This is a genomic window from Aeromonas sp. AE23HZ002T15, assembly GCF_054165525.2.
On sequence record NZ_CM201342.1, the window covers coordinates 2696898 to 2713520 of the forward strand.

Here is a 16623-nt window from a genome sequence, read left to right on the forward strand (position 1 = left end):
GGCGAGCCTCCCTGTTTCATTTGCCGAGTTTGGCGCCTATGGCCTTGGCCACCAGGGGGGCGACAAACTGGTGGATGTCGCCGCCGTGCAGGGCGACCTCCTTCACCAGGGTGGAGGAGATGAAGGAGTTCTCCGCCGACGGGGTGAGGAAGACGCTCTCCAGCTCCGGCATCAGGTGGCGGTTCATGTTGGCGAGCTGGAATTCGTACTCGAAGTCCGAGACGGCGCGCAGCCCCCGGATCAGCACGTTGGCCTGGTGAGTCCTGGCGAAATCCACCAGCAGGCCGGAGAAGCCCACCACCTTGACATTGGGCAGGTGTGCCGTCACCTGCTGGGCAAGCAGGACGCGCTCCGCCAGATCGAACAGGGGGCGCTTGCTCGGGCTGTTGGCGACCCCGACCACGACCTCGTCAAACAGCCTGGCGGCCCGCTCGATCAGATCGGTGTGGCCGTTGGTTATGGGATCGAAGGTGCCTGGATAAATTACCTTGTTGGTCATGGCGCTGATTCCTGCAGCCGGGAAATTTGGTCGCATTATAGGGGCAGTTGCGGGGTCGCCGCGACTGGGATGGCCGGAGTTTTGTGCGGGATCTGCCGTGTGATGGCCCCTTTGGCCGCCCAAATTGGCCTCAGAGAGCCGCATCGCTTGAGAATAGCCCGCCATCAGGCAAGAATACCGGCACCGCGCAGCAAGCCATCCTGCATTGGTGACAGGAGGCAAAGGGATTTTTTATGAAACGCATTCTGGTAGTACGCAATGACAAGATTGGTGACTTCATGCTGGCCTGGCCGAGTTTCGCCATGCTCAAGGGCTCCATGGATTGTCATGTGACTGCCCTGGTGCCCGCCTACACGGCGCCCCTTGCCCGCCTCTGCCCCTGGATTGACGAGGTGATCCTGGATCCGGGTGCCCGGGCCGACAAGGAGCAACAGCGTGCCCTGTTGGCCCGCATCAAGGCGGCCGCCTTCGATGCCGCCATCTGCCTCTTCTCCAACACCCGCAACGCCAAACTGGTGTGGAAGGCGCACATCCCCTACCGGCTGGCACCCGCCACCAAGCTGGCCCAGGTGCTCTACAACCAGCGCCTGGTCCAGCGCCGCTCCCGCTCCCAGAAGCCGGAGTACGAATACAACCTGGATCTCATCCGCCGCTTCCTCGCCGACCAGCAGCTGAGCGCGGTGGAGCCCAGCGCCCCCTACCTCAGCTTCGATGCCGCCTGCCTGCAGCAGGTGCGCGAGCAGGTCGCCACCCGGTTGAAGCTGGATGCCAGCCGTCCCTGGCTGATGGTGCACGCGGGCAGCGGCGGTTCGGCCAACAACCTCTCCATCCCGCAATACGCCCGCCTCATCATCAAGCTCAACCAGGCCTGTCCCGAGCTGCAGTGCGTGCTGACGGCGGGGCCGGGGGAGGAGGGCAAGGCCGAGCAGCTGGCGGCGGAGCTGCTGGCCCACGGCGGCAACGGCTGGATCTACCGCTCCGACGAGGGGCTGCCGAAGTTCTGCCAGGTGATGGCCAATGCGGCCCTGTTCGTGGCGGGCAGTACCGGGCCGCTGCACATCGCCGCGGCCCTGGATGTGCCGACCATCGGCTTCTTCCCGGGTCACCGCTCCGCCACTCCGCTGCGCTGGCGCCCTCTCAATAGCGAGGGCCGCCACCTGGCGTTCAGCCCGCCGGAGGACAGCGATCACCCGGAGGACATGAGCCAGCTCGATCCCAAGACCATGGCGGCGGCGATCGCCCGCTGGGCTCCCCCCTTCTGGCAGACAAAAAACGGATGAATGCAAACAGGGCCCGTCATGGGCCCTGTTTTTTTTAGGTTTGGCAGCGTGGCGTGCGGTTGCTTGCCCGTCGCGCCGCCTGTGTAGCGGCTTACTTGTCCGCCTGCTTCGGTGCCTGGGGTTGCTGGCGGATCCAGAGGTCTGCGTACTTCACGAAGGTGGAGTGGGCGGAGAGGATGGCCAGCAGCAGCCCCTGCTTGCCGTCGAGGAAGCCCGCTTTGAGCAGGTACATCTTGAGGAAGCAGCCGAGCGCGTGCACCAGCCCCTGGCCGAGAGAGCCCTCCTTGCCGCGGGCGGTGCGCTGATCGGCCCAGGCCCTGGCATAGCCGGCAGACTTCACCAGGTAGTGCTCCAGATCCCGGTAGGTGAAGTGCAGCAGGTCGCCGTGCAGGTTGACGATCTTCATGTTGGCGCGTACCTCCACCTTCTCGTGTACCAGGGCCTCGTTGTAGCTGGTGAGCGCCTTGGGATAGAGCCGCAGCACCCGGTCCGGATACCAGCCGCTGTGGCGGATGAAGCGACCGAACACCCAGGAGAGGCGCGGGATGGAGTAGATGGTCTCCTCGGCCGGGTTGGCCATGACGGCGGTGATGGCGGCCTTGAGCTCGGGGCTGAGGCGCTCGTCCGCATCCAGCCACAGCACCCAGTCGGATTGCACGTGAGACTGGGCGAGGCGGCGCTGGCGACCGAAACCCGGCCAGTTGGCGTTGACGAAGAAGCGGGCGCCGTATTCGGCGGCGATGGTGGGGGTCTCATCCTGGCTGCCGGAGTCGAGGATGACGATCTCATCCACCAGATCCCCGAGGGAGGCGAGGCAGGCGCGCAGGTTGTCGGCTTCATTCTTGACGATCAGGACGGCCGCCAGGGTCGGTTTGTTCACGGGTATGGGCTCTCGTTGGCGCCCGGCTGGCGGGCCACGGTCAAATTGGGGCCCATTCTAGCCTAAAACCGCGGCCGGGGCAGCGGGAGAGGGCTGTGCAATTCGCTCCTGGGGGGCCTTGTTTGCGAGGGGGAGAGGGATCTTCTGTTATTTCTCCGGCCATTCTTGGGGCATAATCTCGACCAGTAACGATTAACCGCCGGGCCTGACCCGAGAGATGTGTGAGATGAAGATATTGGTGATCGGCCCCTCCTGGGTCGGCGACATGGTGATGTCCCAGAGCCTCTACAAGGCCCTCAAGAGCAACCACCCGGACTGCGAGCTGCATGTGATGGCGCCGGCCTGGTGCGTGGCCCTGCTGGAGCGGATGCCCGAGGTGGACAAGGCCATCCCCATGCCCCTTGGCCACGGTGACTTCAAGCTGGGGGCCCGTCGTCGGCTCGGCAAGCAGCTGGCGGCCGAGGGCTACGATCAGGCCATCATCCAGCCCAACTCCATGAAGTCGGCGCTGATCCCCTGGTTCGCCAATATCCCGGTGCGCACCGGCTGGAAGGGGGAGCACCGCTTTGGCCTGCTCAACGATCTGCGCAGCAACAAGAAGGCCTTCCCGCTGATGGTGGAGGGCTACCTGGCCCTGGCCTACCCCAAGGCGCAGATGAAGAGCCGGGCCGACATCCCGAGCATCCCCCATCCCTCACTGCACGTGGATCTCATCAATCAGGACAAGGCGCTGGAGCGGCTCGGGCTGGATCGCGCCCGCCCCGTGCTGGTGCTCTGCCCGGGGGCCGAGTTCGGCCCGGCCAAGCGCTGGCCAGAGGGGCATTACGCCGTGGTGGCCCAGAAGCACCTGGACGAGGGCTGGCAGGTGTGGATCTTCGGCTCCGGCAAGGACGTGGAGGTGGCCAACACCATCCGCGATCGCATCAATCCCCTGTCGCGCCCCAGCTGCCACGTGCTGGCGGGCAAAACCAGCCTGCACGAGGCGATCGACCTGATGGCGCTGGCCGGTCGGGTCATCGCCAATGACTCCGGCCTGATGCACGTCGCCGCCGCCCTCAATCGGCCGCTGATCGGCGTCTACGGCTCCACCTCGCCCCTCTACACCCCGCCCCTGGCGGACAGGGTGGAAATCGTGCACACCGACATAGAGTGCCGCCCCTGCTTCAAGCGCACCTGCAAGTTCGGCCATCTCAAGTGCCTGATCGAGCTGATGCCGGAGCAGGTCATCGCGGCGGGCAAGCGGCTGGAGCAGGGGGGAGCTGCGGATCTGACCATTGCACTGCAGCCGGTGGATGGGCCTGCCACCAAGCCCGGAGCGACCTAACATGGTCTATCGGCTGCTCTACAACCTGCTGATCCACCTGGGCCTGCCCCTGGCGCTGCTGGCCCTCTATCGGCCGAAGAAGGGCAAACCGGGCTTCGGTGCGCGCTGGGCCGAGCACCTTGGCCGCTTCCCGGCCAGCGCCCGCCTGACTGAGCAGCAGGCCGCGCCGCTCTGGATCCATGCGGTGAGCGTGGGGGAAACCCTCGCCATCACCCCCTTCATCCGCGCCCTCAAGGCGGAGCGACCGGATCTCCCCATACTGCTCACCACCACCACCCGCACCGGGGCCGAGCAGGCCGAGAAGCTCGGGGATCTGGTGGTGCATCGCTACGCCCCCCTCGACTACCCCTGGGCGGTGGCGGGCTTTCTCAACACCTTCAAACCCCGCGCCCTCTGGGTGGTGGAAACCGAGCTGTGGCCAAACTGGCTGGCGGCCTGTGAGGCGCGCCACCTGCCGGTGACCATACTCAACGCGCGTCTCTCGGAGCGCTCCTGCCAGCGCTACGCCCGCTTCCAGGGGGCCTTCGACGCCCTGAGCCGGCCCCTGAGCCACCTGCTCTGCCAGCATCAGGACGACGGGGACCGCTTCTATCGTCTCGGCATCGGCCGCGAGCGGCTGGTGGTGACCGGCTCCATCAAGTTCGACATCCAGCTGGGTGACGAGGTGAGTGCCCGGGGTCGCGTCCTGCGTCAGCAGCTCGGGCAGGAGCGGCCGGTCTGGATCGCCGCCAGCACTCATCAGGGGGAGGATGAGCAGGTACTGGCGGCCTTCGCGCGGGTGCAGCGGGATCATCCACAGGCCTTGCTCATCCTGGTACCACGTCACCCGGAGCGGTTCGATCGGGTAGCCGAGCTGTGCGCCCCCTATGGCTGCGTGCGGCGCACCCGCCAGCAGGGAGAGTCGCTCAAGCCGACCGATGGCGTCTACCTCGGCGACACCATGGGGGAGCTGCCGCTGATGCTGGCGGCGGCGGACTTGGCGTTTGTCGGTGGCAGCCTGGTGCCCATCGGCGGCCACAACCTGCTGGAGCCGGCGGCGCTCGGCAAGCCCTGCCTGACCGGCCCTGCCTACTTCAACTTCAGTGACATCACCCGCCAGCTGGTGGATCAGGGGGGCGCCGCCCTGGTGGCGGATGGCGCCGAGCTCGGTGACCGGGTCAGCACCCTGCTGGCGGACGAGGGTGCCAGGCGCGAGATGGGGGAACAGGCCCGCGCCGTGGTGCTGCGCAATCAGGGGGCCCTGGCCCGCACCCTGTCTCACTGCCTCGCCAGCCTGGAAAACGACTGACATGCAGGGTCGGCCGCTTGGCCGGCCCCGAACACCCTCCCGCCATTCCCTCGTTCCTCACCGCATTTCCCGGTCTGCCGGCATCTCGATGTCTATCGTGGCCCCCTGATTCGAGTCGCCCATATGCCGTCGCTCCGTGGATGGCCGTCGCCTATTCGGACCGAAGAGGGGTCTAACCTAGTAGGTGGGATCCTGATATCAAACCTTGGGAGGCGAGCCATGAAAGCCAGGAAACGAGTGTTGGCGGTTGCCCTCTGTCTCATGAGCGGGCTGGCACTGGCGGCGGGGGGCGGCGGTAGCAGCGGTGGTGGAAGTGGAGGAGGCAGCAGTGGTGGCGGATCGAGCAGCGGCGGGGGTGGCAGCGTCTCCATGGCCCAGCAGAAACTGCAGCGGGTCGAGCAGCTGGTGAAGGCGCAGCAGTGGCAGCAGGCCGAGGCACTGCTGCGGGATCTGCGCCAGGATGCAGCGAACTCGGCCGACGTCTGGAACTGGTCCGGCTATGTGGCCCGCAAGTCGGGTCGGCTGGCGCAGGCCTTCCCCTATTACGACAAGGCGCTGGCAATAGACCCGAAACACCGTGGGGCCCACGAATACCTGGGAGAGGCTTATCTGCAAAACGGCGAGCGCGAGAAGGCCCGGCAGCAGCTGCAGATCCTGCAGGGGCTGTGCGGCCAGTGCGAGGAGGCGCAGGATCTGGCTGCGGCGCTGAAGGCCGCACCTCAACCCGCGAAAGAGAAGTCCGGCTTCCTGCTCGGCGGCTGAGCTCATATCGCGGCCGACAAGCCGCCCGTTCAAGACAGACAAAAAAGCCCTTGTTAACAAGGGCTTTTTCAATGGCTCAGCAGCAGATTTCGATCACTCTATGTTCTGGATCTGCTCGCGCATCTGCTCGATGAGGACCTTCAGCTCGACGGCGGACTGGGTCACCTCGGCGTTGATGGACTTGGAGCCGAGCGTGTTCGATTCGCGGTTGAACTCCTGCATCATGAAGTCGAGACGGCGGCCGCAGGCGCCCCCCTTCTTCATGATCTTGATGGTCTCACCGATGTGCATCTCCAGGCGATCCAGCTCTTCGGCCACGTCGATCTTCTGGGCCAGCAGCACGATCTCCTGCTCGATGCGGGCGGGATCCAGCTCCACCTTGGCCTCGGCCAGGCGGTCGGTGAGCTTCTGGCGCTGCCACTCGATGATCTGGGGGAGGTGCACGCGTACCTTCTTCACTTCCACCTGGATACCGTCGAGGCGCTGCTCGATCAGGGCCTTGAGGTTGGCCCCTTCGCTGGCGCGGGAGGCGAGGAAGTCGTCGAGGGTCAGGTCGAAGCCGCTCATCAGCTCGGTGGCGACCAGGTCCATGTCCTGCTCGGCGGCGGCCATGACGCCGGGCCAGCGCAGCACGTCCACCGGGTTGAGTTGACCCTGACCGGCCTCTTTCATCACCCAGCTAGCGCTGTCGATGATGAGCTTGGCCAGCTCTTCATTGATGTGCAGCTGGCTGGCGGCGGCCTGGGCGGCCTCGAAACGCAGGTTGCACTCCACCTTGCCGCGCTGCAGCTTGGCACGGAAACGCTCACGCAGGACCGGCTCCAGGCTGCGCAGCTGCTCCGGCAGCCGGATGTAGGTCTCCAGATAGCGCTGGTTGACCGAACGAATTTCCCAAACGGCTGTGCCCCAATCGCCCTTGAGTTCCTTGCGGGCGTAGGCGGTCATGCTGTGAATCATTGATTGTTCCGGGCTTGATGAAGTGTGGGGCCAGTATACCCAGCCGGGCTCCCCCCGTCAGCCGCAGCCTCGGTTTTAGCGGCTGATATTTGGGCTGGGATCACTTATACTCCTGCGCCAATTCAGCCAGCCCAGAGGTCCATTCCATGCCACGTCCCAGCGATCGCAGTGCCGCGCAAGTGCGCCCGGTTACCATCACCCGCCACTTCACCAAGCATGCCGAAGGCTCAGTACTGGTGGAATTCGGCAACACCCGGGTGCTGTGCACCGCCAGCGTCGACACCAGCGTGCCGCGTTTCCTGAAGGGCAAGGGTCAGGGCTGGGTCACCGCCGAGTACGGCATGCTGCCGCGCTCCACCCATTCGCGCATGAACCGCGAGGCGGCCGCCGGCAAGCAGAGTGGCCGCACCCTGGAGATCTCCCGCCTGATCGCCCGCTCCCTGCGCGCCGCCGTGGACCTGACCGCTCTGGGTGAGCACTCCATCACAGTGGATTGCGACGTGCTGCAGGCCGACGGTGGCACCCGCACCGCCGCCATCACCGGCGCCTGCGTGGCCCTGGTGGATGCGCTGAACTGGATGGTGGAGAAGGGCTTGCTCAAGCAGAGCCCGCTCAAGCAGATGATCGCCGCCGTCTCCGTCGGCATGTTCGAAGGGGAAGCCATCTGCGATCTGGAGTACATCGAAGACTCTGCCGCCGAGACCGACATGAACGTGGTGATGACCGAGGACGGTCGCATCATCGAGGTGCAGGGCACCGCCGAGGCCGAGCCCTTCACCCACGAGGAGCTGCTGGCCATGCTGGCCCTCGCCAAGGATGGTATCGCCGACATCATAGCGCTGCAGAAGCAGTCGCTCTCCTGATTTTGAAAACGCGGCATTGACCGCGTTTTTTTATATCCCCACACAAGTGAAAGACAAGCCAAGCAAGGAGCCAGAATGAAAGCCTACCAGCGTCAATTTATCGAGTTCGCCCTGGAGAAACAGGTCCTCAAATTCGGTGAGTTCACCCTGAAATCCGGCCGCAAGAGCCCCTACTTCTTCAACGCCGGCCTGTTCAACAGCGGTCGCGATCTGGCCCGCCTCGGCCGCTTCTATGCCGCCGCCCTGATGGATGCCGGCATAGCATTCGACGTGCTGTTTGGCCCGGCCTACAAGGGGATCCCCATCGCCTCCGCCACCGCGGTGCAGCTGGTGGAGCAGCACGACGTGGACGTGCCCTGGTGCTTCAACCGCAAGGAGGCCAAGGATCATGGCGAGGGCGGCAACCTGGTTGGCAGCCCTCTCAAGGGACGCATCATGCTGGTGGACGACGTCATCACCGCCGGCACCGCCATCCGCGAGTCCATGGATCTGATCCAGGCCAACGGCGCCTCCCTGGCCGGGGTGCTGATCGCCCTGGATCGCCAGGAGAAGGGCAAGGGGGAGCTCTCCGCCATTCAGGAGGTGGAGCGCGACTACGGTGCCCATATCATCGCCATCATCCAGATGAGCGACCTGATCCAGTATCTGGAAGAGAAGCAGGCCGAGCAGCCGGATCTGGCGGCGCAACTGGCCGCCATGAAAGCCTATCGCGCCCAGTACGGTATCTGATGCCCAGCTTTCTGCCTGGTTCAGCGAAGATCGGCATGGGCAGACAGGAACGAAAATACGGCGCCAACAGGCGCCGTATTTTATTTGCACAAAAAAGTTCGGACAGGCGCTTTAGCTTACCCTTACGGTAAAGGTTAATGTTTGATGGTCAGATTTGAGGAGCATCGTTATGACCATGCACATTCAACTTCCCATCAGCGGCATGAGCTGTGCCAACTGCGCCAGCCGGATCACCACCGCTCTCAATAAACTCGACGGGGTCGACGCCACCGTCAACTTCGCGCTGGAGCAGGCGGCCATCGAGCTGAGCCAGGCTGCCCAGCTGCCGGCGGTGCTGGAGAGCATCAAGTCCCAGGGTTACGACTACGGTGAAGAGACCCTGTTGTTTCAAATTACCGGCATGACCTGCGCCGGTTGTTCGGCTCGGCTCAGCAAGATGCTGAGCGCGCTGCCAGGGGTCATCACGGCGGACGTGAACTTCTCCCTCGAGCAGGCTCGCATCACGCTCGTGCCCGGCGCCCAGACCCCGGCCTCGTTGCGCGAGCAGATTGAGGCGCTGGGCTTCGGCGCCCAGCTGGCACAGGGGAGCGCCAGCGCGCGCCGTCAGCAACTGCTCGCCCGGGAGGAGCAGGAATCCGCCATCGCCCACAAGGCGCTGATCCAGGTCAGCATCTCGGCCCTGCTGACCCTGCCGCTGCTGGTGGGGATGCTGGCCATGGCGGGGCTGCTGCCCTGGCATCTGCCGGCCTGGCTGGAGCTGGTGCTCGCCACCCCGGTGCAGTTCTGGATCGGGGCTCGCTTCTATCGTGGCGCCTGGCTCGCCATCAAGAACCGTTCCGCCAATATGGACGTGCTGGTGGCCACCGGTACCAGCGCCGCCTACTTCTACAGCCTCTATCTGTTGGCTACCCTGGGGATGGCTGCCAGCGGCAAGCTCTACTTCGAGGCGAGCGCCATCATCATCACCCTGATCTCGCTCGGTAAATTGCTGGAGGCTCGCGCGAGACGCAGCACCCAGTCCGCCATTCGCGAGCTGATGGCCCTGCGCCCCGAGAGCGCCACCGTCTGGCGCGGGGGAGAGTGGCAGAGCCTCTCCGTCGACGAGGTGCTGCGCGGCGACAGGCTGCGGGTGCTGGTGGGTGAGCGGGTGCCGGTGGATGGCAAGATAGTGAGCGGGGAGAGCGAACTGGATGAATCCATCCTCACCGGTGAGAGCCTGCCGGTGCTGCGCACCCCGGGTGACAACGTGCTGGGGGGCGCCATCAACCGCTCCGGCGTGCTGGAGATCGAAGCCACGACAGTGGGGGAAGATTCCAGCCTCAGCAAGATCATCGCCCTGGTGGAAAACGCCCAGATGGGCAAGGCCCCGCTGCAACAGCTGGTGGACAAGGTCTCCGCTGTGTTCGTGCCTGTGGTGATGGTCATAGCCCTGTTTACCCTGCTGGTGTGGTACGCCATCACCAACGACTTCGGTCAGGCCCTGCTGGCGGCGGTGGCCGTGCTGGTCATCGCCTGCCCCTGTGCCCTCGGACTGGCCACGCCGGCCGCCATCGTCACCGGTACCGGGGTGGCGGCCCGTCACGGCATCCTGATCAAGGATGTGGATACCCTGCAGAAGGCCCACGGCATCAAGGCGCTGATCTTCGACAAGACAGGCACTCTCACCCAGGGTCGGCCGGTGCTGGCGAGCTGGAGCGGCAACGATGAGCAGTTGCGCCTGGCCGCCGCCCTGCAGCAGGCGAGCGAACACCCGCTGGCGCTGGCCATGCGGGAGGCGGTGACTGGGACAGAGTTGCCCCAACCGGAAGCCGTGGAGGTGCGCGTCGGCGCCGGCATCCTCGGCAAGGTGGCGGGTCACGAGGTGGCCATCGGCAACCCTTCCTTGCTGGCCGGGCTCGGCATCCCCATGCCGACACAGGAAGAACCGGCCGCCGACGGCGCGACCCGGGTCTGGGTGGCCATCGACGGGATGGCGGTCGGTATCGCCGCCCTGGCGGATACCCTGAGGCCGGAGAGCCCGGCGGCCATCGCTACCCTGCGCCAGCGTGGCATCGCCAGCTGGCTGGTGAGCGGCGATGCGCCGGCGCCCGTGGCCCACATCGCCGCCAAACTGGGACTGGACGGTGCCTTCGACTCCGTGCTGCCCGCCGGCAAGGTGGAGAAGGTCGAGGCGCTGCGCAACCAGGTCGACGGCCTGGTGGCCATGGTGGGGGACGGGGTAAACGATGCGCCGGCCCTGGCGGCGGCCGACGTGGGGATCGCCATGGGCTCGGGCTCGGATGTGGCGATGGAGACGGCCTCCATCACGCTCATGCGATCCGACCCGCGGCTGGTGGCGGATGCCATCGACATCTCGGCGGCGACCTGGCGTACCATACAGCAGAACCTGTTCTGGGCCTTCGTGTTCAACATCATCGGCATTCCACTGGCGGCGCTGGGTTACCTCAGCCCGGAGCTGGCCGGTGCGGCCATGGCCCTGAGCAGCATCACTGTACTCAGCAACTCTTTGTTATTGAAACGCTGGCAGCCCAAGGCGGGTTCCCATGTCAGCACTCATTCGCACGTTTAAGGAGGCACGCATGAACATCAGCAAGGTTGCCAAGGCGACGGGACTGACCGCCAAGACCATCCGCTACTACGAGAGCATCGGCCTCATCTCGGCACCGGTGCGCAGCGACAACGGCTACCGCAGCTACAGCGACGGGGCCCTGCGGGAGCTGCGCTTCGTCAAGCGGGCGCGGGAAACCGGCTTCAATCTGGAGGAGTGCCAGGAGCTGCTGGCGCTCTATCGGGATGAGCACAGGACCAGCGCCCAGGTCAAAAAGCTGGCTCAGGAGAAGATCGTCGATCTGCGAGCTCGCATCGCCGGCCTGCAGGCCATGCTGGCCTCCCTCGAGGAAGTGGTGGGCTGCTGTCACGGGGATGCGAGCCCTGAGTGCCCTATCCTGGACGAATTGGAGCGGGGCTGAGAGGAGGGCGCTGGCAGGCGGATCCATATCCGATGTGCCCGGCATGGCTGCCGGGCTGAGTCGCAGCTTAATAGCGGGCGATTGATTGTTGGCATTGAAGGTGCAGTGGTAGACTGGTCGGCTAGTGTACAGGGAGCAAGCCGTTGACCCAGAGCGTCACACGTCAGGTGCAGCAGGCCATCATGGGCCAGCTCTATGCCAATGCCTCATTCAGCCAGCCTTGCCTGGCGCTGCTGGCGGTTGGCTGGAGCCTGCTGTTCCACGACTACCTGCCGGCCGGGGAGGCGCTGGGCTGGCTGGGGTTGGTCAGCCTGCTGTTGCTGGTGCGCTGGTGGCACCTGCGCTGGCGACGCACCCGCCTGATGCAACTACCCCTGCCGATGCTGGAGCGGGAGCTCTTCATCGGGGCCACTATCACCTCTATCGTCTGGGCGCTCGGGGTGCTGCTCTACATGGACAAGCTCCCCGACACCTACCGTGCCGCCATGCTGATGCTCTCCAGCCTGATCCTCACCGGCAGCGCCATCATGCTGTTTGGCAGTCGCCGCACCCTCTATGGGGCCGTGCTGCCACTGGGGTTCGCCATGCTGTTCGAGCTGAGTGGTGGCAACGAGCAGGAGCGCATCGTCTCCTGCATGCTGGCGGGCTACCTGTTTGTCTTCCTGCCGACCCTGTTGCGCCGTCTGCGGCGGGATCAGATCGCTACCCTCTATCACAGGTTCTCCAATGCGGATCTGGTGGCCGAACTCAAGGCGGTCTCCGAACACCTCAGACTCACCTCCCGCCTCGACGGGCTGACCGGCATCGCGAACCGGGCTCACCTGGACGACAGCCTGGCCCGGGCCTGGCGCCGCTGTCATCGGGCGCGGGCGCCCCTCTCCCTGGTGCTGGTGGACGTGGATTACTTCAAGCAGTTCAACGATCACTACGGCCATCAGCTGGGGGATGAGTGCCTGCAGCAGGTGGGCTGCCTGCTGGCGGAGGTGCTGAGGCGGGAGGACGATCTCGCGGCCCGCTACGGCGGTGAGGAGTTTGCCCTGCTGCTGCCCTGTACCAGCCAGCAGGGAGCGGTCCAGATCGCCGAGCAGGTGCGCGCCGCCCTGCGCGCCCTGAACATCCCCCACCACAAGTCGCTGGTCTCCGGTCGGGTCAGTTGCAGCTTCGGGGTGGCGACCCTGGTGCCGGATCAGAGCCTCTCCATGGCCGAGCTTGTCCAAAAAGCGGATGCGGCGCTGTATCAGGCCAAGCATAATGGGCGGGATCGTATCGAAGTAGCCTTGATGGGTAAGGTTGCCTGAGTTTCACAAGACAGATTTAAAGAGGTCGTCTATGCAATGTCATCGTATCGAAGAGCTGCTGGAGCTGCTGCAACCCGCCTGGATCAAGGAGCAGGATCTGAGCCTGGTGCAGTTCATCGCCAAGTTGGCGGCGGAGGCCGGTTATGACGGAGCCCTGTCCGATCTGACCGACGACATGCTGATCTACCACCTAAAGATGCGCGAGTCCGACAAGCAGGCGATGATCCCCGGGCTTGCCAAGGATCATGTGCCCGACTTCAAGGAAGCCCTGCTCAAGGCCCGCGGCATCAAGTAAAGCCTGCTCCAGCTGGAGGCTTTTAGGTTTTCAAAGGAATCTCTAAAAAAGGCCCATAGTCAACTGACGATTGGCCTTTTTTGTTATCTGAAATTGCGACGGGACTCGAACTATAGATACATTTAACCCACACAATTAGCAGGTTGTTTAAGATATAATCGGCTTCATAACAATATGAGTGGAGCGATGTGTTGTAATGGCCGACAAGATCGATATCAAGGATGTCACCGGCGATGTCACCGGGACCTTCAATCCCCACACGTTCAAGGCCGGTGATGACAGGTTCAACCCCGGCAACCGCATCTATGTGAGGTCCCAGACCGGCTACTGGCAGCGCGTGCGCAAGGTCATGGGCTGGTTCTTCGTCGCCCTCTTCGTCGCCCTGCCCTGGCTGCGCTACGATGGCCGTCAGGCGGTGCTGTTCGATCTCGAACACCAGCAGTTCCACATCTTCGGCGCCACCATCTGGCCGCAGGATCTGACCCTGCTGGCCTGGGTCTTCATGATCGCCGCCTTCGCCCTCTTCTTCGTGACCACCTTCCTCGGCCGGGTCTGGTGCGGCTATCTCTGCCCGCAGACGGTGTGGACCTTCATGTTCATCTGGTTCGAGGAGAAGCTGGAAGGGTCGGCCAACAAGCGCCGCAAGCTGGATGCCGCCCCCTGGAGTGGGGAGAAGCTGGCCCGCAAGGGCACCAAGCACCTGGCCTGGATCCTGTTGTCCCTCGGCACCGGCCTCACCTTCGTCGCCTACTTCCAGGATGTGTATCGGCTGGTGCCCGAGTTCTTCACCCTGGCCGCGGGTGGCTGGGTCATCTTCTGGGTGCTCTTCTTCGCCGCCTGCACCTACGGCAACGCCGGCTGGATGCGCGCCATCATGTGTATCCACATGTGCCCCTATGCCCGCTTCCAGTCCGCCATGTTCGACAAGGACACCTATATCGTCGGCTATGACACCCAGCGTGGCGAAACCCGGGGAGCCCGCTCCCGCAAGGCGGATCCCAAGGCGCTGGGGCTGGGGGACTGTATCGACTGCGATCTCTGCGTCCAGGTCTGCCCGACCGGTATCGACATCCGCGACGGCCTGCAGTATGAGTGCATCAACTGCGGCGCCTGTGTCGACGCCTGTGACCAGACCATGGACAGGATGGGTTACCCCAAGGGGCTCATCAGTTACACCACTGAGCACAAGCTGGCCCACCACAACACCAAGGTGGCGCGGCCCAAGCTGCTCGGCTACGGCCTGGTGATGGTGATCATGCTGGGGGTCTTCGTCTACAACGCCATGTCCATCATGCCCATGGGGCTCGATATCCTGCGGGATCGCAACCAGCTGTTCCGGGAGAACAGCGAGGGGCTCATCGAGAACACCTACACCCTCAAGATCCTCAACAAGACCCTGCAGTCCCAGCGTTATCAACTGGATGTGGAAGGCTTGCCTGAGTATCAGTGGTTCGGCCCGCGGGAGGTGACCCTGAAACCGGGTGAGATCTACACCCTGCCGGTGAGCCTGGCGGTGGATCCCTTCAACCTGAAGCGGCCCACTCTGGACATCCAGTTCGTGCTGAAGCGAGAGGGGACCGCAGAGGACGACAGCAAGGGTTCCTTGCGCCAGGCCAGCAAGTTTATCAGCCGGTTATGATGCACAACCCGCTATGGGGGGAGTGGTGATAGTATGGGGCGCAACAGCGCCCCTTTCTCATGGTGGATGACATGCGTTTCAACTATTCCGACCTCAATCCCGACCTCATCATGGATGCCATCGATCTCAGCGGCCTGCGCATCGACTCCGGCCTCATCGAGCTCAACAGCTACGAGAACCGGGTCTACCAATTTCAGGACGAGGATCGTCGCCGCTACGTGGTGAAATTCTATCGCCCAGGCCGCTGGGATCGGGCCCAGATCCTGGAGGAGCACGCGTTCGCCGCCCGCCTCAACGATGAGGAGATACCGGTGGCGGCGCCACTCGCCTTCGCCGGCGAGACCCTGCTGGAGCATCAGGGCTACCCCTTCGCCATCTGGCAGAGCGTCGGCGGTCGCCAGTTCGAGGTGGACAACCTGGATCAGCTGGAGTGGGTGGGGCGTTACCTCGGCCGCATCCACAGGGTCGGGGCCAGCCACCCGTTCCATCATCGCGTCCGGCTGGACGTGGAGACCATGCTGCACGAGCCGCGCCAGCTGCTGGCATCCGGTGAGTGGGTGCCGAGCGGACTGGCCAAGCAGTTTTACGGGGTGCTGGACGAGTTGATCCGCCACGTGTGCGACGCCATGACCCTGGACGTGGCCCAGATCTCCCTGCACGGGGATTGCCACCCGGGCAACATACTGTGGCGCGACGGCCCCATGTTCGTGGATCTGGACGACTGTCGCACCGGTCCCGCCGTTCAGGATCTCTGGATGCTGCTGTCCGGGGATCGCAACGAGCAGCAGATCCAGCTCGACACCCTGCTGGCGGGTTACGAGGAGTTCATGGAGTTTGACCCGAGGGAGTTGGCCTTGATCGAGCCGCTGCGGGCCATGCGCATCGTCCACTACATGGCCTGGCTGGCCCGGCGCTGGGAGGATCCGGCCTTCCCCCGTCACTTCCCCTGGTTCAACAGCGATCACTACTGGCGCCAGCAGATAGCGACCCTGCACGATCAGCTGGAGGCCCTCAAGGCGCCGCCGCTCAGCCTGATGCCGAATTGGTGAGGTTTTTTGCCCTGCCAACGGATGGGGAGGGGCGGCCCGCCGGCGTGCCTTTGCCATTGACGTTGGCGGGGGGACGCAATAGGCTTGGACTGCTTCGGTTCGCCGGGCGTGCCTCACTGTGATCCCTTAACAGGAAACGTCATGAAAAAAGTACTATTTTTCCTCGCTGCCATGCTGATGATCCCCATGGTTCACGCCGCCCCGCAATTCAAGGAAGGCGTCAACTATGACGTGGTTACCCAGACCGGCAGCGCCCAGCCGGAAGTGCTGGAGTTCTTCTCCTACTTCTGCCCGCACTGCGCCAAGTTCGAACCGATCGCCGAAGATCTGAAGAAGAACCTGCCGGAAGGCGTGCCCATGAAGAAGAACCCGGTGGCCTTCCTCGGCCGCGAGATGGGTCCCGAGATGCAGCGCGCCTATGCGGTCGCCAACCTGCTGAATGTGGAAGGCAAGCTGACCCCGGCCATCTTCGACAAGATCCATACCCAGCGCCAGATCCCGCAGAGCCGTGCCGACGTGAAGCAGATCTTCGTGGATAACGGCGTGCCGGCCGAAGAGTTCGACGGCGCCGTCGACAGCTTCGCCGTCTCCGGCATGGTCTCCCAGTTCGATCGCAACACCGAGACCTACAACGTGCGCGGTGTGCCGGCCTTCCTGGTCAACGGTAAGTACATGGTGAAGATTGAATCCATCACTTCCCAGGAGCAGTTCAACCAGCTGGTGAAATTCCTGCTGGCCAAGAAAGACTGATCCAGACTGAGCCCATGAAAAAAGCCCGCCGGTGCAAACCG

At 64.2% G+C, this 16623-nt stretch carries 16 protein-coding genes; 13 read left to right on the top strand and 3 right to left on the bottom strand.

What is annotated here, in order from left to right; genetic code table 11:
* Window positions 1-16: 16 nt before the first annotated feature.
* Window positions 17-499: a pantetheine-phosphate adenylyltransferase gene (coaD, locus tag ACT5M9_RS12575; RefSeq protein ID WP_457982630.1), complete on the bottom strand. Its 483-nt coding sequence runs from the start codon at window positions 497-499 to the stop codon at window positions 17-19.
* A gap of 233 nt (window positions 500-732) precedes the next feature.
* On the opposite strand from coaD, the gene ACT5M9_RS12580 reads away from it, so the two are divergent.
* Window positions 733-1779: a glycosyltransferase family 9 protein gene (locus ACT5M9_RS12580; RefSeq protein WP_457982628.1), complete on the top strand. Its 1047-nt coding sequence runs from the start codon at window positions 733-735 to the stop codon at window positions 1777-1779.
* 91 nt (window positions 1780-1870) lie between these two features.
* Here ACT5M9_RS12580 and ACT5M9_RS12585 read toward each other — a convergent pair whose 3' ends face one another.
* Window positions 1871-2659, bottom strand: coding sequence for a glycosyltransferase family 2 protein (locus ACT5M9_RS12585; protein WP_457982627.1), 789 nt, complete (start codon window positions 2657-2659; stop codon window positions 1871-1873).
* Between the two features lie 226 nt (window positions 2660-2885).
* On the opposite strand from ACT5M9_RS12585, the gene waaF reads away from it, so the two are divergent.
* The 3 genes from waaF to ACT5M9_RS12600 all read left to right on the top strand — a co-directional run bounded on the left by waaF (window position 2886) and on the right by ACT5M9_RS12600 (window position 6033).
* Window positions 2886-3983 carry a lipopolysaccharide heptosyltransferase II gene (gene waaF, locus ACT5M9_RS12590; RefSeq protein ID WP_457982625.1) on the top strand — a complete coding sequence of 366 codons (1098 nt, stop codon included), beginning with the start codon at window positions 2886-2888 and terminating at the stop codon, window positions 3981-3983.
* A 1-nt stretch (window position 3984) separates the two neighbouring features.
* Window positions 3985-5271: a lipid IV(A) 3-deoxy-D-manno-octulosonic acid transferase gene (gene waaA, locus ACT5M9_RS12595; protein WP_457982624.1), complete on the top strand. Its 1287-nt coding sequence runs from the start codon at window positions 3985-3987 to the stop codon at window positions 5269-5271.
* Between the two features lie 219 nt (window positions 5272-5490).
* Window positions 5491-6033, top strand: a complete 543-nt coding sequence (locus ACT5M9_RS12600) for a tetratricopeptide repeat protein (RefSeq protein ID WP_457982622.1) — start codon at window positions 5491-5493, stop codon at window positions 6031-6033.
* A gap of 93 nt (window positions 6034-6126) precedes the next feature.
* Here the strand turns inward: ACT5M9_RS12600 and ACT5M9_RS12605 are convergent, their stop codons facing one another.
* On the bottom strand, window positions 6127-6990 hold the full coding sequence (locus tag ACT5M9_RS12605) for a YicC/YloC family endoribonuclease (RefSeq protein ID WP_438551401.1): 864 nt from the start codon (window positions 6988-6990) through the stop codon (window positions 6127-6129).
* A gap of 146 nt (window positions 6991-7136) precedes the next feature.
* On the opposite strand from ACT5M9_RS12605, the gene rph reads away from it, so the two are divergent.
* The 9 genes from rph to ACT5M9_RS12650 all read left to right on the top strand — a co-directional run bounded on the left by rph (window position 7137) and on the right by ACT5M9_RS12650 (window position 16582).
* Window positions 7137-7853, top strand: a complete 717-nt coding sequence (rph, locus tag ACT5M9_RS12610) for a ribonuclease PH (protein ID WP_457982621.1) — start codon at window positions 7137-7139, stop codon at window positions 7851-7853.
* 75 nt (window positions 7854-7928) lie between these two features.
* Window positions 7929-8582 carry an orotate phosphoribosyltransferase gene (pyrE, locus tag ACT5M9_RS12615; protein WP_457982620.1) on the top strand — a complete coding sequence of 218 codons (654 nt, stop codon included), beginning with the start codon at window positions 7929-7931 and terminating at the stop codon, window positions 8580-8582.
* Between the two features lie 169 nt (window positions 8583-8751).
* The gene (locus ACT5M9_RS12620; protein WP_457982618.1) at window positions 8752-11151 is read left to right on the top strand and encodes a heavy metal translocating P-type ATPase; all 2400 of its coding nucleotides are present in this window, start codon (window positions 8752-8754) and stop codon (window positions 11149-11151) included.
* Window positions 11152-11161: 10 nt separating this feature from the next.
* The gene (gene cueR / locus ACT5M9_RS12625; RefSeq protein ID WP_438551405.1) at window positions 11162-11551 is read left to right on the top strand and encodes a Cu(I)-responsive transcriptional regulator; all 390 of its coding nucleotides are present in this window, start codon (window positions 11162-11164) and stop codon (window positions 11549-11551) included.
* A gap of 143 nt (window positions 11552-11694) precedes the next feature.
* A complete protein-coding gene (locus tag ACT5M9_RS12630; RefSeq protein WP_457982617.1) occupies window positions 11695-12849 on the top strand; it encodes a GGDEF domain-containing protein in 1155 nt (384 codons plus the stop codon).
* Between the two features lie 31 nt (window positions 12850-12880).
* The gene (locus ACT5M9_RS12635; RefSeq protein ID WP_024945520.1) at window positions 12881-13144 is read left to right on the top strand and encodes a YihD family protein; all 264 of its coding nucleotides are present in this window, start codon (window positions 12881-12883) and stop codon (window positions 13142-13144) included.
* 196 nt (window positions 13145-13340) lie between these two features.
* Window positions 13341-14783 (top strand): cytochrome c oxidase accessory protein CcoG, encoded by a 1443-nt coding sequence (gene ccoG, locus ACT5M9_RS12640; protein ID WP_457982615.1) that lies wholly within the window; start codon window positions 13341-13343, stop codon window positions 14781-14783.
* Between the two features lie 59 nt (window positions 14784-14842).
* Complete coding sequence (locus ACT5M9_RS12645; protein ID WP_438551408.1) at window positions 14843-15832, top strand: serine/threonine protein kinase; 990 nt, start codon at window positions 14843-14845, stop codon at window positions 15830-15832.
* A gap of 141 nt (window positions 15833-15973) precedes the next feature.
* Complete coding sequence (locus tag ACT5M9_RS12650) at window positions 15974-16582, top strand: thiol:disulfide interchange protein DsbA/DsbL (RefSeq protein ID WP_438551409.1); 609 nt, start codon at window positions 15974-15976, stop codon at window positions 16580-16582.
* The last annotated feature ends 41 nt before the right edge of the window (window positions 16583-16623 follow it).

Bases quoted from the DNA above. Each gene is read 5' to 3' on its own strand.
- coaD (WP_457982630.1), bottom strand. From the start codon at position 499: ATGACCAACAAGGTAATTTATCCAGGCACCTTCGATCCCATAACCAAC.
- ACT5M9_RS12580 (WP_457982628.1), top strand. From the start codon at position 733: ATGAAACGCATTCTGGTAGTACGCAATGACAAGATTGGTGACTTCATG.
- waaF (WP_457982625.1), top strand. From the start codon at position 2,886: ATGAAGATATTGGTGATCGGCCCCTCCTGGGTCGGCGACATGGTGATG.
- waaA (WP_457982624.1), top strand. From the start codon at position 3,985: ATGGTCTATCGGCTGCTCTACAACCTGCTGATCCACCTGGGCCTGCCC.
- ACT5M9_RS12600 (WP_457982622.1), top strand. From the start codon at position 5,491: ATGAAAGCCAGGAAACGAGTGTTGGCGGTTGCCCTCTGTCTCATGAGC.
- ACT5M9_RS12605 (WP_438551401.1), bottom strand. From the start codon at position 6,990: ATGATTCACAGCATGACCGCCTACGCCCGCAAGGAACTCAAGGGCGAT.
- rph (WP_457982621.1), top strand. From the start codon at position 7,137: ATGCCACGTCCCAGCGATCGCAGTGCCGCGCAAGTGCGCCCGGTTACC.
- pyrE (WP_457982620.1), top strand. From the start codon at position 7,929: ATGAAAGCCTACCAGCGTCAATTTATCGAGTTCGCCCTGGAGAAACAG.
- ACT5M9_RS12620 (WP_457982618.1), top strand. From the start codon at position 8,752: ATGACCATGCACATTCAACTTCCCATCAGCGGCATGAGCTGTGCCAAC.
- cueR (WP_438551405.1), top strand. From the start codon at position 11,162: ATGAACATCAGCAAGGTTGCCAAGGCGACGGGACTGACCGCCAAGACC.
- ACT5M9_RS12635 (WP_024945520.1), top strand. From the start codon at position 12,881: ATGCAATGTCATCGTATCGAAGAGCTGCTGGAGCTGCTGCAACCCGCC.
- ccoG (WP_457982615.1), top strand. From the start codon at position 13,341: ATGGCCGACAAGATCGATATCAAGGATGTCACCGGCGATGTCACCGGG.
- ACT5M9_RS12645 (WP_438551408.1), top strand. From the start codon at position 14,843: ATGGTGGATGACATGCGTTTCAACTATTCCGACCTCAATCCCGACCTC.
- ACT5M9_RS12650 (WP_438551409.1), top strand. From the start codon at position 15,974: ATGAAAAAAGTACTATTTTTCCTCGCTGCCATGCTGATGATCCCCATG.